Here is a 12,734-nt window from a genome sequence, read left to right as displayed (position 1 = left end):
CATCCGACCGGCGCGCGCGTCACCCGCCTGGGCGCCTCGCTGATTGTCCGCTCCGCCCACCGGGAACCCCGAACTGCGTGCACCCCCGCATCGAGGACTACGCCCTCATCGGCGACGAACAGACGGCGGCTCTGGTCGGCAGGGACGGCTCCATCGACTGGCTGTGCCTGCCCCGCTTCGACTCCGGCGCCTGTTTCGCGAGGCTCCTGGGCGACGAGAACAACGGCAACTGGAGAATCGCGCCGCTCGGCGCGGACACCTGCACACGCCGCGCCTACCGCCCCGACACCCTCGTCCTCGACACCGAGTGGCAGACCCCCGACGGGACGGCCCGGGTCACCGACCTGATGCCGCAGCGCGAGCGCGCGCCCGACGTCGTCCGCATCGTGGAGGGCGTCAGCGGCCGGGTCACCGTGCACAGCACGCTCCGCCTCCGCTTCGACTACGGCACGATCATCCCGTGGATGCGCAAGTCCGGCGGCCACCGCGTCGCCGTCGCCGGACCCGACTCGGTGTGGCTGCGCAGCGAACCCGCCGTGCGGACCTGGGGCCAGGACTTCAGCACGCACTCCGAGTTCACCGTCGAGCAGGGAGAGCGGGTCGCGTTCGTCCTCACCTGGCACCCCTCGCACGAGCCGCGTCCGCCGCTGGTCGACCCGTACGACGCCTTGCGCGTCAGCGTCACGGACTGGCAGCGCTGGGCGGCCCGCTGCCGCTACCAGGGGCCGTACCGGGACGCGGTCGTCCGCTCCCTGATCACCCTCAAGGCCCTCACCTACCGGCCGACCGGCGGCATCGTCGCCGCGGCCACCACCTCGCTGCCCGAGGAACTCGGCGGCGTACGCAACTGGGACTACCGGTACTGCTGGCTGCGCGACGCCACCCTCACCCTCAGCGCCCTGGTCAATGCGGGGTACCACAACGAGGCCGAGGCCTGGCGCGACTGGCTGCTGCGCGCGGTCGCGGGCGACCCGGCCGACCTGCAGATCATGTACGGCGTGGCGGGCGAGCGCCGACTGCCCGAGTTCGAACTGCCCTGGCTGGCCGGCTTCGCCGGATCGGCGCCCGTCCGCATCGGCAACAGCGCCGTGAACCAGCTCCAACTGGACGTGTACGGCGAGGTCATGGACTCCCTGTGGCTGGCCCGGCGCACGGGCCTTTCGCCCAAGCCGCACATGTGGTCGCTGCAGGCCGTTTTACTGGAGTGGCTGCGCGCGCAGTGGCGGCAGCCGGACGAGGGCTTGTGGGAGGTGCGCGGAGGCCGCCGGCACTTTGTGCACTCGAAGGTGATGGTGTGGGTGGCCGCCGACCGGGCGGTGCGCACGCTGGAGGAACACCCCGAGATGCCCGGGGACCTGGAGGGCTGGCGGGCGCTGCGCGACGACGTGCACCAGGACGTGTGTGAGAAGGGCTACGACCCGGAGCGCAACACCTTCACCCAGTCCTACGGCTCGCGCGAACTGGACGCCGCGCTGCTGCTCATCCCCCGCGCCGGTTTCCTGCCGCCCGACGACCCGCGCGTGATCGGCACGGTGGACGCGGTCCGCACGGAACTGGGCCACGACGGTTTCCTGCGCCGGTACGACACCTCGGGCGCGGCGGTCGACGGGCTGCCGGGTGACGAGGGCGCCTTCCTGGCCTGCTCGTTCTGGCTCGCCGACGCACTGCATCTGACGGGCCGTACCGAGGAGGCGAAGGAGCTGTTCGACCGGCTGGTGGGCCTCACCAACGACGTGGGCCTGTTGTCCGAGGAGTACGACCCGGTTGCCGGCCGCCAGCTCGGCAACTTCCCGCAGGCCTTCAGCCACATCGGCCTGGTGAACACCGCCCTCGCCCTGTTCGGGACGGACGCGGCAGGATAGGGGCCATGGATCTTGAATTGAAGGACCGGGTGTACGTCGTCACCGGGGCCACGCGCGGACTCGGCAACGCCGCCGCGCGCGAGCTCGTCGCCGACGGGGCGAAGGTGGTCATCACGGGGCGGGACGCGGAGCGGGTCGCCGCGGCGGCGGCCGATCTGGGCCCCAACGCGGCAGGAGTCGCCGTCGACAACGCCGACCCCGAGACCGCGGCACGGCTGATCGCCACCGCGCGCGAGAAATTCGGCGGCTTCGACGGTGTCCTCATCAGTGTCGGTGGCCCGCCGCCGGGCTTCCTCGCCGACAACACGGACGACCAGTGGGACGCGGCGTTCGAGTCGGTGTTCCTGGGCGCGGTACGGGTCGCTCGTGCGGCGGCGGCCGAGCTGGAGGCGGGCGGTGTCATCGGGTTCGTGCTGTCCGGGTCGGTGTACGAGCCGATCCCCGGGCTGACGATCTCCAACGGGCTGCGACCGGGTCTCGCCGGGTTCGCCAAGTCGATCGCGGACGAGTTGGGGCCGCGGGGGATTCGGGTCGTGGGACTGCTTCCGGCGCGCATCGACACGGATCGCGTGCGCGAGCTGGACGAGATGTCCGCGGATCCGGAGGCTGCTCGGGCGGGGAATGAGGCGCGGATTCCGTTGCGGCGGTATGGGACGCCTTCGGAATTCGGGCGGGTTGCGGCGTTCTTGCTTTCTCCGGCCGCTTCCTATTTGACCGGGATCATGGTGCCGGTTGACGGCGGGTTCCGGCACGGGTTCTGACGCTTGTTCTTTGAGGTCTCTGCCCGATCTCATCGAAGGCTGATCGTTGTCGCCGAGGACAGATGACCAGTACGTTCGTCTCTCCAAAGGTTGGGGCGTTGGGGGCGTCTAGTGCTGGACACGCTGGTGACGACGGCCACTGGGGCTCTTTCGGCCACGGTGGGAGTACTGGTCGGCGGTATCGTCACGCGTCGCGCTCAGGATCGTCAGTGGCTCCGTGACCAGCAGCTTGTCGCCTATCAGGAGCTGTTCAGCCACTACGCCAAGTTCACGATAGAACTCAGGCGGGCGCACGGTGACCAACGTGGCTGGGATTACGACTGGGGCGAGTGGAGCGCGGCATTGATGCGCGTGAGCATGGTCGCCCCTCCGGAAGTGGCGACCGAGATCGATAATTTCGGCCGCGCCATCAACTCCTTCCTGGACCAAGTGGCGCGGGGGCGCGACCCTCTGCGTGACCCGGTGAGTCCGGAGGAGTTCGAGCAGGCCAGGCAGGCACCTGCCGAGGCCCAGGTAAGGCTGGTCAACGCCATACGAAGGTCACTGAGTAATGATCAAAAAGGACTGTCCTTCGGAATCGGTGGATAGGGCGTCGGCGCTCGGACTGCCGATGGGCGTGTTCCGACTTCGACGAGATAGGGCGGCCTGGTCTCGAGCGATGCCCCGAACATGATCGCCCGTACGGGGATTCCCCGGACGTGAACACGGCCTTCGCCTGATCCTGTGCTCCGACCAAAGACGCACCTGATCAGCACGAAGGCCGTGGGGAATGAGTCTGCTGCATCACGATGCCCAGCGGGAGCCGTTCGCTGTGGCGTCACACTTCCGGGACGACTTCTACGAGTGTCTGACCGCCCGGCGTGACGAACTGTTCGAGCTGACGGACGCCTCGCTCTGTGCCGACGGGCCGGTGAGGACGCCGGTGGACCTGACGCTGCTGGCCGAGCACCGCCGCGGGCACGGCGCGCTGTACGACGCCCTCAACCGTGACCGGATCGACGCCGGGCGGCTGCGGCAGACTCTGGCCTCACTGCCGCAACCCAAGGCGGCCTGCCCGGCACGCGCGCACCGAAACCCACACGACCAGGTCCCGGCAGACCCCTCGGCTCCAAGAACCGACGGCCCGCCACCCGCTACGACGTGGGCAAAACCGAGAAGCGTCCCGAGACCATCATCGAACGCGACCAGGCCAGACCTTGAACAACAAGCTGAGGGTGCCGTTGTCGAGTGCCGTTTTGTGGCGGCTGGTCGCGCCCACGCGGCGGAGCCGCATATCGATACAGCCCCGCGCCCCTGAGTCGGCTGCCCTTAGCGAGTTGTCAACTCACCCTTTCTGCCCGATGTTTGACCGCCCTCAGTCGTACTTCCGCCGGAAGGTTCGCCAAGCCCGCTGAATCGCGGGCGTGGGTCAGGGATTCGGCGGTCAGGGTCTGCAGTGCCTCTCCCGGGTCCACTTCCGGCTCCAGTTGGAGCCAAACGTGGGCCCGGGGGGCGTTGCGGCGGCCCGTCAGGGTTGCGTGGGCGTGGGACACGCCGGTCTGGGCCGCCGCGTCCGCCGCCAGGACGGACTCCAGGGCACGGCCCCGCAGGAGTGCGCCCTCGCCGTCACCGGTGTCGACCAGGACCTCGGTGAGGCGGCGTCGGCGGAGGATCGCGGTCAGCCACCAGAGCGCCAGCAGAACGAGGACGGCGAGTCCCGCGATGACCGTGGGCCACCACCAGCCCGCATCCCGCCAGCGTGTTCGCTCGGCTTCGCTGAGCAGGACGTCGTGTCTGCCGTCGTGGATCCACCAGGACGGAGGCCGTACGCCCAGGCCCACGGCGAGCACCGAGCCGCCCAGGGCCACGAGCAGCAGGCCGACGCCCCCGATCAGTACGCGGTTGACGGTCCTCAGCACCGTCCTCACCCCTTCCGTCCCGGCCGGGTCACGTGCACCGCCAGCGCGGGCGGCCGGCACAGGCCGAGGCCCCGGATCGCTTCGGCGAGCGTCGTGTCGAGGTCGGCGCGTACGTCGTCCAGGTCCCGGAAGTGGGAAATGGCGCGCACGTCGGCCTTCTTGCGCCGCAGCCGCACCCGGACCGACCGCACGCCCGAGATCTCCATCGCCCGGTCGCGCAGCACCTGGGCGGCCGCGGCGCGTTGGAGCCCGGCCCGGACGTCGGCATGGGTGCGTCGCATCGGCAGCAGGTCCCGCAGGCCGGGCGTGACAGCGAGCACGATCAGCCACAGGCCGAGGGCCGTGGCGACGCCGGCGCCGACCAGCACCCAGGTGTTGTCGAGGGGGCGCTCGGCGAGCTGCCGGGCCAGAGTGCGGCGCCATTGCATGGCGGGGCGGTGGGCCCGTACGGCGGCGATGTCGTACAGGAACACGCCCGCGCCGAGCAGGAGGAGCAGCGCGACGACGGCCGCGGGGATGCGGCGCGCGGACCAGAAGCGGCCGTCGCCGCCGCTCTCGCCCGCGAGGGCGGGAGGCGGGTCGTAGGCCGCGGCCGACGCGGACTGATCGAGTTCGGGGCCCGCCCGCTTCTCCATGACCGGCCCCGGTCTTGTGGTGGTCTCGGTGCCCTGGGACTCGCTCATCGCGCCCTCCCGTCTGCCGCGCCGTGCACGGATGCCGGATGCAGCCGCTCCACCTCGACGGCGACCTCCCGCACTTCCATGCCCACCAACGCGCTTACCCGCTCGACGACATGACGACGCACGGCGGCGCAACGGGCGCCGATGTCGCTCGGGTAGTCGAGTTCGAGGTGGACCCGGACGCGGGCCGTGTCATGGTGCGTGACGACGGTCGCGTGCGGGGGCGCGGCCTCCTCGGGCAGGGGGCCCAGGACTTCCCGTGCCGCCTGCGCGGCGACCTTCGCGACGACCCGGTCGGCGATCCGCGTGGCGCCGCGCTCGCCGGGCGGGACGACCGTAAGGGGTGTGCGCGCCGCACCGGCCGCGCCGCTCACGGGCGTCACCGCCGCCGGTCGCGCTTGTCGTCGCGGGTACGGAAGAAGTCGCCCAGCTCCAGATCCCCCTCCAGGAAACGGCCCACGAAGAACCCGACGGCGCCCAGCGCCGCCACCAGCAAGAAGGCGCCGAACCCCCCGAAATACCCGGCGAAGCCCAGCGCCATGCCGGCGATCATGCCGACCACGGCCATGCTCATGCCGCCCTCCTCAGCTCCTCAGCCGTGCGTTGTCAGGTCGCCGGGCCTCACTGGATCCGGGGCTCCAGCTCTTCTTCCTCTTCCTCGGGAAGCTTGACATCACTCACTGCGATGTTGACCTCGACGACCTCGAGACCGGTCATCCGCTCCACGGCCGCGACCACGTTCTCCCGCACGGCCCTGGCGACATCGGAGATCGATACGCCGTAGTCGACGACGATCTCCAGGTCGAGCGCGGTCTGCACCTCGCCGACCTCGGCCTTCACACCGCGGCTGGCCGACTTCGAACCGCCCGGCACCCGGTCGCGCACGGCTCCGAAGGTCCGCGCCAGCCCGCTGCCCATGGCGTGCACGCCGACCACGTCCCGCGCGGCCAGGCCGGCGATCTTCTCCACGACGCCGTCCGCGATCGTCGTCCGCCCCCGGGTCGCCGGATCCCCGCCGCCGCGCCGGGTGGCCTTGCGGGTCTGTAGCGGCTCACCGTCGCCCTCGGGGGTCGCCGTCCCCGTCCGCTCCGTCATCTCGCTCATCGCCGTACGTCCCTTTCGGTCGTCGCCCTGTGACCAACGGTATGTGCGGTTGCCCCGTCGTGCGCAGGGGATGCGGCAGGCTGGAGCAATGACGGCGGAAAGTTGGACGCAGGCTGTACGGCAGCACGTGGGGCTGGGCAGGCTGCTTCCGCTCGGCGGACCACGGGACGGTGCGTGGATCACGGAGGCGGCGGCCGGGGCGGTGCTGCGGCGGGCGGCGGCGGAGGTACCGGGGGTGTGGGTGGGCGCGCTGCGGATCGGGCTCGCGGACCCGGAGGACGTGCACGAACCCGCCGTACCGCCGCCTCCGGGCGCGCTGCCGCCGGGGCCGTTGCGGGTGACGGCGGACTTCGCGGCGACGACCGGGGAGCCACTGCCGACAAGGACGGCGCGACTGCGGTCGGCCCTCGCGACGACCGCGACGGAGCGGCTCGGGCTGGAGGTCGCGGAGGTCGACCTGCGGGTGACCGGGCTACTGGACGAGGAACCGGAGGTCGAACCGGTGGCTCCCCCACGACCGCCGCAGTCCCGCGGGACCACCGACCCCGACGAGTCCCGCGTCGTCGCCGCGGCACTCTCCGTCCTGGGCGCGGCGCATCTGACCGGCGGCCTGGGCAGGGCGGTACACATCGAGGAACGCCGGGACGGCACAGCCCTGCCACACCGCCACGCGCGCGTGGAGGTGGCGGTGGACGGCTCCCGCCGCACCCTGGACGTGGCCCGGCAGGTACGCGCGGCGGTAGGGGAGGCCCTGCCGGATCACCCCACGGTGACAGTGCTGGTCACGGCGGTCAGCTGACGGCAACCCTTGCGGGTGCCCACCCGGCGAACGGCTCAATCGCCCACGCCCGCCAGATCCCGCAGCCGCCGCCCCTGCGCGGCCCGTTCCGCGGCACGCTGCTCGTCATACGTACGACCACGCACCCCGCGCAACAACGCCTTGGTCTCGACAACCGCATCTCGCGGCGCAGCCAACAACGCCCCCGCCAAATCCCGCACCGCACCGTCGAGTTCACCGGTCGGCACAGCAAGGTTGGCCAGGCCGGAAGCGACCGCCTCGTCGGCCTGGACGAAGCGGCCGGTCACGCAGATCTCCAGCGCGCGTGCGTAGCCGACCAGCTCGACCAGGGGGTGCGTCCCGGTCAGGTCGGGCACGATTCCGAGGGCGGTCTCGCGCATGGCGAACTGTACGTCGTCCGCGACGACGCGCAGGTCACAGGCGAGCGCCAGCTGGAAACCGGCCCCGATGGCATGCCCCTGGACGGCGGCGATGGACACGATGTCGTTGCGTCGCCACCAGGTGAAGCCCTCCTGGAAGGAGGCGATGGCCGCGTCCAGCCCGGCGTCGTCAAGGCGCGCGAGATCGGTGAAGGTCGGCTCGCCCGGAATGCCCTCCGGGGTGAACATCTGCCGGTCGAGACCGGCGGAGAAGGACTTGCCCTCGCCGCGCAGCACGACGACCCGGACGGAACCGGGCAGTATCCGCCCAGCCTCGGCCAACGCCCGCCACAGCGCAGGGCTCTGGGCGTTGCGCTTGGCCGGGTTGGTGAGCGTCACCGTGGCGAGCGTGTCGTCGACGGTGAGCCGTACCCCGTCCTTGTCGAGTACGGGAGCGAGGTCCTGGTCGGGCGAAGCCATGGGGCGCCTCCGATGAGTGCGGTCATCACACATTGCCATACGGCATGCTAAGTGACTGCACAGTAACCACCCGGCCGATCACCTGACCGACCGGGTGGCCACCATCGAAGCCGAGGGGCCGCCCGGGGTCAGGCCGTTGCGGCCTTCTTGCCCCGGGTCGCTCCGCCACGCCCACGAAGCGTGACGCCCGACTCACTGAGCATCCGGTGTACGAAGCCATACGAGCGGCCGGTTTCCTCGGCCAGTGCCCGGATGCTCGCACCGGAGTCGTACTTCTTTTTCAGGTCTGCCGCGAGCTTGTCGCGCGCGGCGCCGGTCACCCGGCTGCCCTTCTTCAGAGTCTCGGCCACCCGTGCCTCCTCATGGGAAGTGCGCTCTGGTCCCCTCATGATCACCCCTCCGGGGCGCGATGGCCACCCATTCGGCAAGGTCCGTGAGACACGGTTTTGACGACAGGAGCACACCCCCACAAGCGGAATCAAGTCTTCCGGGCGGCGATGTCCATACGGCTGAACGGGTTGTTCCGTGAAATGCCAGGTCAGGGACGCACAACGGCCGACCCCTTGTCGACAAAGGGATCGGCCGTCAGATCGATGTAGGACACACCCCGATACGAGAAGATCTCACACAGATGATGGATCACGAATAAGCCGAATGATCCATACGCTGTGGATCACCCTGGATCACGTATTCGATCAAGCCAGGGCGACGAGATCCGCGTAGTCCGCGCCCCACAGGTCCTCGACGCCGTCGGGCAGCAGGATGATGCGCTCCGGCTGGAGAGCCTCCACCGCGCCCTCGTCGTGGGTGACGAGGACGACCGCGCCCTTGTAGGTGCGCAGCGCGCCGAGGATCTCCTCGCGGCTGGCGGGGTCGAGGTTGTTGGTCGGCTCGTCGAGCAGCAGGACGTTCGCGGAGGAGACCACGAGGGTCGCGAGGGCGAGCCGGGTCTTCTCACCGCCGGAGAGGACTCCGGCCGGCTTGTCGACGTCGTCGCCGGAGAAGAGGAAGGAGCCCAGCACCTTGCGGACCTCGACGAGGTCCATGTCGGGGGCGGCCGAGCGCATGTTCTCCAGGACCGTGCGGTCGGCGTCGAGGGTCTCGTGCTCCTGCGCGTAGTAGCCGAGCTTGAGCCCGTGACCGGGGACGACCTCACCGGTGTCGGGCGTCTCGACTCCGCCGAGGAGGCGCAGCAGGGTCGTCTTGCCGGCGCCGTTGAGGCCGAGGATGACGACCCGGGAGCCCTTGTCGATGGCGAGGTCGACGTCGGTGAAGATCTCCAGCGAGCCGTACGACTTCGACAGTCCCTCGGCCATCAGCGGGGTCCTGCCGCAGGGCGCCGGCTCCGGGAAGCGGAGCTTGGCGACCTTGTCGGACTGGCGGACCGACTCCAGGCCGGACAGCAGCTTGTCCGCGCGGCGGGCCATGTTCTGCGCGGCGACCGTCTTGGTGGCCTTGGCCCGCATCTTGTCGGCCTGCGCGTTGAGCGCGGCGGCCTTCTTCTCCGCGTTGGCGCGCTCCCGCCTGCGGCGCTTCTCGTCGGCCTCGCGCTGCTGCTGGTAGAGCTTCCAGCCCATGTTGTAGATGTCGATCTGGGCGCGGTTGGCGTCCAGGTAGAACACCTTGTTGACGACCGTGTCCACCAGGTCGACGTCGTGGGAGATGACGATGAAGCCGCCGCGGTACGTCTTCAGGTAGTCGCGCAGCCAGATGATCGAGTCGGCGTCGAGGTGGTTGGTCGGCTCGTCGAGCAGCAGCGTGTCCGCGTCGGAGAACAGGATCCGGGCCAGCTCGATACGGCGACGCTGACCGCCGGAGAGCGTGTGGAGCGGCTGGCCGAGGACCCGGTCGGGCAGGTTGAGCGCGGCGGCGATGGTGGCGGCCTCGGCCTCGGCGGCGTACCCGCCCTTGGTGAGGAACTCCGTCTCCTGGCGCTCGTACTGCTTGAGCGCCTTCTCCCGGGTGGCGCCCTGTCCGTTGGCGATGCGCTGCTCGTTCTCGCGCATTTTGCGGATCAGTACGTCGAGGCCGCGCGCGGAGAGGACGCGGTCGCGGGCGAGGACGTCGAGGTCGCCGGTGCGGGGGTCCTGCGGGAGGTAACCGACCTCGCCGGAGCGGGTGACGGTGCCCGCGGCGGGGATGCCCTCGCCGGCCAGGACCTTGGTGAGAGTGGTCTTGCCGGCGCCGTTACGGCCGACGAGACCGATGCGGTCGCCCTTGGCGACACGGAAGGAGGCACTCTCGATGAGGACACGGGCACCGGCGCGCAGCTCGATGCCGGAGGCGGAGATCACGGACAGACTCCAGAGCGGGTTGGGTGGCGGGTGGGCGGCTGAGGACGTTCCCGCCGTCTAATGCGCGAGGAGAATGGCCATAGGCCAAGTCTAACGGGGCGATGCAAGCGCTTTTTCTGCGTCCTGGTGTTCGATCTTCGCGCGCGGGACGCCGTTTCCGAGGGGCGCGCGGTGCGGGACGATCCGGCCCAGGTCGTCGACGGCGACGACCTGCGCGGTCCAGGCGCCGGTGGCACAGGGCTGGGCGACGAGCAGCGCCACGCCGTGATGTACGGCACGTTCGGGGCGGAACGCGCAGCCCTCGCGCGCGGGCAGTACCCAGCGCAGGTCGCCGTCGGCGGTGCGGTACGCGGCGATGCGGCGCGGAGTGACGACGGCGAGGATGCCGCGGGGCAGGGAGCGCAGGACGCCCGTGCCGCCCCGGGCGCCGAGCCAGTCGGCGGCGTCGGGCAGGGCGCGGTGCCAGCGGACGGTGCGGCCGTCGGTGCCCGTGACGAGGCCGTCGTCCCAGAGCGCGATCGCATCCCCGCGCGCGGGGAGCGCGCTGAGGGGGCGGTGACCGTCGCGCGCGTAGCGCCAGCGGGGCTCGCCGCTGGTCCGGTCGTACGCCTCGACGGCCTCGCCGCGGGTGCGGAGGGCCGGTGGGCCGTACCCGTCGATGGTGAGAGCGGTGAGGCGGTCGCCGTAGGGGGCGGGCCTGATGTGGTGGGCCGCCGCGAGGAGCAGGGCCATGAGGACCAGGGCGAGCGCCAGGGTGCGGGGCGCGGTGCCGGTCCTGTCCCGCCCGGCGGCCGCGCGCCTTCGCCTGAACGGTGCTCCGTACCCCGTCAGTACGACCACCACGCTCCCTTCGGCATCGCTTCGGTGCTCGATCCCCACTGACCAGGCGCAGAGCGTAGCCACGCGCGCGTGGGGCGGTGGGACCTCCGGTGCTGACACGACCGGACCGTGGCGGGGGTCCCCCGTTCGGCCCATCGCCCGTGACCATGGGAGAGGTACCGGGCGAGGATGGCGCAAGGAAGACGCACCTGGGAGAGAACGGTGGGCCCATGCAGTTCGACGACGACGCGAACCTGGACACCTCCGAGGTACAGGATGTGCGCGGGAGTCGGATTCCGGGCGGGAAGGCGACCATCGGTGGTGGCATCGGGGCGCTGATCGCGCTGCTGCTCGGGCTGTTCTTCGGCGTGGGTCCGGACGAGCTCGGGCTCTCCTCGGGCGGCGACCAGGCCGCGCCCACCTCCTCGTCGCTGGCACAGGTCCAGCAGACCTGCCGTACCGGGGCGGACGCGAACACCAAGGAGGACTGCCGCATCGTGGCGGTGGTCAACAGCGTGCAGGATTACTGGACTCAGGAGTTCCGGCGGCGCGGCGGGACGTACACGCAGTCTCCGACCGTCTTCTTCGGCGGGCAGGTCGGCACGGCGTGCGGGACGGCGACCTCCGCGGTGGGCCCGTTCTACTGCCGGGGCGACCGGAAGGTCTATCTGGACCTGGGCTTCTTCGACGACCTGCGGTCGAAGTTCGGCGCGAGCGGCGGGCCCTTCGCGCAGGCGTACGTGGTGGCGCACGAGTACGGGCACCACGTCCAGGACCTGATGGGCACGCTGGGGCGCGCGCAGAACGGGCAGGCGGGTGCGAACAGCAATTCCGTGCGGGTGGAGCTGCAGGCCGACTGCTATGCCGGGGTGTGGGCGCACCACGCGACCACGACGAAGGACCCGCAGACCGGCCGGCCGCTGATCACCAGCCTCACCGGCGCCGACATCCGGGACGGCCTGGACGCGGCGGCGGCCGTGGGCGACGACCGGATCCAGGAGCGGTTCCAGGGGAGGGTGACGCCGGAGACCTGGACGCACGGGTCGGCGCAGCAGCGGCAGCAGTGGTTCTACCAGGGGTACCGGACCGGCGACATGGGGCAGTGCAACACGTTCCGCTGAGGCGCGAGTTGGCGTCGCGGGGGCATTGTCAGTGGTGGGTGCGAGACTGAGCAGCAGGCCGGATTCCGGGTGATTCCGGCGGCTTCTCCGGCACTGGTGGGACACCGTTTCACAAGGGAGTGATCGGCATGGCAGGTACGGGCGGCGGGCGGCCGAGCATCTGTCCGACGTTGTTGTACGCGGACGCCAAGGCGGCGATCAAGCAGCTCACGGAGGCCTTCGGGTTCACGGAGCTGTCGGTGTACGAGGGCGAGGACGGTTCGGTGCTGCACGCCGAGCTGGTGCAGGGCAACGGCGCGGTGATGCTGGGTTCCAAGGGCCGTGGTGGTGTCTTCGACGCGGCGATGAAGGGCGCGGGCCCGGCGGGGGTGTACGTGGTCGTGGACGACGTCGACGCGCACCACCAGCGGGCACTGGATCACGGCGCGGAGATCCTGATGCCCCCGACGGACCAGGACTACGGTTCGCGGGACTACATGGCCCGGGACGCCGAGGGCAACATCTGGAGCTTCGGCACGTACGCCCCGGAAATAGGGACCTGAGGCGCCGGTCTCGGG

At 70.7% G+C, this 12,734-nt stretch carries 15 protein-coding genes and 1 pseudogene; 7 read left to right on the top strand and 9 right to left on the bottom strand.

Annotation, left to right across the window (positions count from 1 at the left end; all coding sequences use genetic code 11):
• Positions 1-77 precede the first annotated feature (77 nt).
• The 4 genes and pseudogenes from ACFYXB_RS29460 to ACFYXB_RS29445 form a co-directional block, all read left to right on the top strand.
• Positions 78-1,862, top strand: coding sequence for a glycoside hydrolase family 15 protein (locus ACFYXB_RS29460; RefSeq protein ID WP_389587466.1), 1,785 nt, complete (start codon positions 78-80; stop codon positions 1,860-1,862).
• 5 nt (positions 1,863-1,867) lie between these two features.
• Positions 1,868-2,623 (top strand): SDR family oxidoreductase, encoded by a 756-nt coding sequence (locus tag ACFYXB_RS29455; RefSeq protein ID WP_389587464.1) that lies wholly within the window; start codon positions 1,868-1,870, stop codon positions 2,621-2,623.
• 111 nt (positions 2,624-2,734) lie between these two features.
• Complete coding sequence (locus ACFYXB_RS29450) at positions 2,735-3,211, top strand: hypothetical protein (RefSeq protein WP_389587462.1); 477 nt, start codon at positions 2,735-2,737, stop codon at positions 3,209-3,211.
• A 181-nt stretch (positions 3,212-3,392) separates the two neighbouring features.
• Positions 3,393-3,674: pseudogene (locus ACFYXB_RS29445) on the top strand (transposase); the annotation flags it as partial.
• Between the two features lie 268 nt (positions 3,675-3,942).
• On the opposite strand, the gene amaP reads toward ACFYXB_RS29445, so the two are convergent.
• From amaP to ACFYXB_RS29420, 5 genes are read right to left on the bottom strand one after another with little or no spacing between them, the layout of a single operon-like run.
• Positions 3,943-4,521 (bottom strand): alkaline shock response membrane anchor protein AmaP, encoded by a 579-nt coding sequence (gene amaP, locus ACFYXB_RS29440; RefSeq protein ID WP_389587460.1) that lies wholly within the window; start codon positions 4,519-4,521, stop codon positions 3,943-3,945.
• Positions 4,522-4,526: 5 nt separating this feature from the next.
• Positions 4,527-5,204: a DUF6286 domain-containing protein gene (locus tag ACFYXB_RS29435; RefSeq protein WP_351358303.1), complete on the bottom strand. Its 678-nt coding sequence runs from the start codon at positions 5,202-5,204 to the stop codon at positions 4,527-4,529.
• Positions 5,201-5,584, bottom strand: a complete 384-nt coding sequence (locus tag ACFYXB_RS29430) for a hypothetical protein (RefSeq protein WP_389587458.1) — start codon at positions 5,582-5,584, stop codon at positions 5,201-5,203. Before ACFYXB_RS29430 ends, ACFYXB_RS29435 begins: the two co-directional genes overlap by 4 nt.
• Complete coding sequence (locus ACFYXB_RS29425; RefSeq protein WP_351358297.1) at positions 5,581-5,775, bottom strand: hypothetical protein; 195 nt, start codon at positions 5,773-5,775, stop codon at positions 5,581-5,583. Before ACFYXB_RS29425 ends, ACFYXB_RS29430 begins: the two co-directional genes overlap by 4 nt.
• A 47-nt stretch (positions 5,776-5,822) precedes the next feature.
• Complete coding sequence (locus ACFYXB_RS29420; protein WP_389587456.1) at positions 5,823-6,305, bottom strand: Asp23/Gls24 family envelope stress response protein; 483 nt, start codon at positions 6,303-6,305, stop codon at positions 5,823-5,825.
• A gap of 88 nt (positions 6,306-6,393) precedes the next feature.
• On the opposite strand from ACFYXB_RS29420, the gene ACFYXB_RS29415 reads away from it, so the two are divergent.
• Positions 6,394-7,104 carry a nucleopolyhedrovirus P10 family protein gene (locus tag ACFYXB_RS29415; RefSeq protein WP_389587455.1) on the top strand — a complete coding sequence of 237 codons (711 nt, stop codon included), beginning with the start codon at positions 6,394-6,396 and terminating at the stop codon, positions 7,102-7,104.
• A gap of 35 nt (positions 7,105-7,139) precedes the next feature.
• On the opposite strand, the gene ACFYXB_RS29410 is transcribed toward ACFYXB_RS29415, so the two are convergent.
• The 4 genes from ACFYXB_RS29410 to ACFYXB_RS29395 form a co-directional block, all read right to left on the bottom strand.
• Positions 7,140-7,943 (bottom strand): enoyl-CoA hydratase/isomerase family protein, encoded by an 804-nt coding sequence (locus tag ACFYXB_RS29410; protein ID WP_389587454.1) that lies wholly within the window; start codon positions 7,941-7,943, stop codon positions 7,140-7,142.
• A gap of 128 nt (positions 7,944-8,071) precedes the next feature.
• On the bottom strand, positions 8,072-8,293 hold the full coding sequence (locus ACFYXB_RS29405) for a helix-turn-helix domain-containing protein (RefSeq protein WP_018518904.1): 222 nt from the start codon (positions 8,291-8,293) through the stop codon (positions 8,072-8,074).
• A 345-nt stretch (positions 8,294-8,638) separates the two neighbouring features.
• On the bottom strand, positions 8,639-10,237 hold the full coding sequence (locus ACFYXB_RS29400) for an ABC-F family ATP-binding cassette domain-containing protein (RefSeq protein ID WP_351358285.1): 1,599 nt from the start codon (positions 10,235-10,237) through the stop codon (positions 8,639-8,641).
• Between the two features lie 90 nt (positions 10,238-10,327).
• On the bottom strand, positions 10,328-11,077 hold the full coding sequence (locus ACFYXB_RS29395) for a hypothetical protein (protein ID WP_389587452.1): 750 nt from the start codon (positions 11,075-11,077) through the stop codon (positions 10,328-10,330).
• Between the two features lie 209 nt (positions 11,078-11,286).
• Here ACFYXB_RS29395 and ACFYXB_RS29390 point away from each other — a divergent pair, with 209 nt between their 5' ends.
• Positions 11,287-12,177, top strand: a complete 891-nt coding sequence (locus tag ACFYXB_RS29390; protein ID WP_389587450.1) for a neutral zinc metallopeptidase — start codon at positions 11,287-11,289, stop codon at positions 12,175-12,177.
• Between the two features lie 128 nt (positions 12,178-12,305).
• Complete coding sequence (locus ACFYXB_RS29385) at positions 12,306-12,719, top strand: VOC family protein (protein ID WP_351358277.1); 414 nt, start codon at positions 12,306-12,308, stop codon at positions 12,717-12,719.
• Positions 12,720-12,734: the final 15 nt, after the last annotated feature.

Origin of the sequence: Streptomyces sp. NPDC002619 (genome assembly GCF_042889305.1) — a bacterium.
Taxonomy (GTDB): Bacteria; Actinomycetota; Actinomycetes; order Streptomycetales; family Streptomycetaceae; genus Streptomyces.
This window is presented reverse-complemented; position numbering and strand designations above follow the sequence as displayed.